Source organism: Pseudomonadota bacterium (assembly GCA_039028935.1).
In the GTDB taxonomy this organism is placed as follows: Bacteria; Pseudomonadota; Gammaproteobacteria; order Steroidobacterales; family SZUA-146; genus SZUA-146.
Map to the genome: position 1 here is coordinate 1 of JBCCHD010000091.1, position 1,555 is coordinate 1,555.

3 protein-coding genes are annotated in these 1,555 nt (G+C 55.9%); 1 reads left to right on the plus strand and 2 read right to left on the minus strand.

The window, feature by feature from the left end; all coding sequences use genetic code 11:
• On the plus strand, positions 1–531 hold a 531-nt coding region (locus AAF465_17535; GenBank protein ID MEM7084525.1), incomplete at its 5' end, for a S41 family peptidase.
• Here the strand turns inward: AAF465_17535 and AAF465_17540 are convergent.
• Together AAF465_17540 and AAF465_17545 are read right to left on the minus strand one after the other, a co-directional pair.
• Positions 528–968, minus strand: coding sequence for a hypothetical protein (locus tag AAF465_17540; protein MEM7084526.1), 441 nt, complete (start codon positions 966–968; stop codon positions 528–530). The genes AAF465_17535 and AAF465_17540 overlap by 4 nt on opposite strands.
• Positions 962–1,555 (minus strand): SDR family oxidoreductase (locus AAF465_17545; GenBank protein MEM7084527.1); only part of this gene is annotated, 594 nt, incomplete at its 5' end. The genes AAF465_17545 and AAF465_17540, both read right to left, overlap by 7 nt.

Consider the following 1,555-nt stretch of genomic DNA (forward strand, 5'->3'; position numbering starts at 1 on the left):
CTCGGCGGCGACGTCGCGGAAAACTTGGTATTCACGTCCACTGAATTCAACGCTGATCGAGCACCGGACAACAATGTCAGCGCTTTCTTTAACCGCCTCGGCAACTCGATCAACTTGTCACGATTGGTGATCATCGCTACGCCGCGAACCGCGTCGGCCAGCGAACTCGTCATCAATGGTATGGAGCCACATGTCGATGTCACCATCGTCGGTGATCGGACCTTCGGCAAGCCGATCGGTCAGCTGGGTTTTGAGTTCTGCGAACAGATTCTGCGTATCACCGGGTTTCAAACCGTAAATGCCGATGGCGATGGCGATTACTTCAACGGTTTGCCGGCCGATTGTCCGGCACCGGATGACATTTCGATTCCGGTAGGCGATGACGCCGATCCGAATATCATTGCCGCGATGAGCTATCTGGACAACAACGCCTGTCCAGTGACACTAAACGCATTTGAGCCGACAACGTTCGAAAAGGTTGCGCCGGATCTTTCCGGACCGCCGTGGCGCGAGTATCTGGACGCCTACTAGTAGATGCTCGCGACGATTTTCGCGAACACGTACGCGACGAGCAGACCTGTCGTCAACATCGTCAATACCTGGAAAATGGAGTCGTGCGCGTTGAAGAGCACGATGGCCGCAAGTCCGCAAGAGCCGCCGATCAGAAGGTAAGGCAGCATTGCTCTAGGTCGGTATCGAGAGATGAATAGGTAACTCCAAATTCCAATCAATATCGTAGCAATGAAACTCCAAAAAAAAAGGATCACTCCGGCGACGATCGTGCCTCGACCAACAAAGTCGAGACCAAAGTCGTCGCCACTTAGCCAGCTAACGATTTCCACGATCAATTGAAACGTGGGGACCACGGCAAACGCCGATAGCGGTGCGACGATGGTCGCAATGGCCACAGTGATCACTTGCCTGGTGACCGTCGGTTTATCCTGCGTCAGTGATAGCGCCGTCACCATCCAGTAGACCGACCGCCATCCACGGCGACCACTTGTCCAGTGATGTAGTGGGCGTCGCAAACTAAGAACAAGACGCAGCTGGCAATGTCCTGTGGCGTTCCGGTTCGACCGAGCGGGACCTGATCGAGGATGGCCTGTTGGGTCGCTTCATCCATACCGTCTTCAGGCCACAATATCGCCCCCGGCGCGACCCCATTGACACGCACATCGGGCGCCAGATCTTTCGCTAACGACCGCGTGAGCATTGCCAGCCCGGCCTTCGCTGGACCGTAGACGGCATGATCACGCAATGGGCGCTTAGCATGAATATCGACGAGATTGACAATGCAGCCGCGGTTCTTGGTCAGCTGTGCCGCAAACGCTTGGCTTAGAAACAGCGGTGCTTTTAGGTTGCTGCCGGTGAGCGTGCGCCAGTCGTCTTCGGTGATCGTGCCAATTGGGGTTGGGTAAAACGCGGAGGCATTGTTGATGAGGATATCCAAATCACCGAAGGCCGCGTTGGTCTTGGTGAGTAAGGTCGGATATGTGGTGACGTCGAGCAGATCCGCTTGCACCAGCGCGGCGGAGTCGTTGCGCGCGTCGTTAAG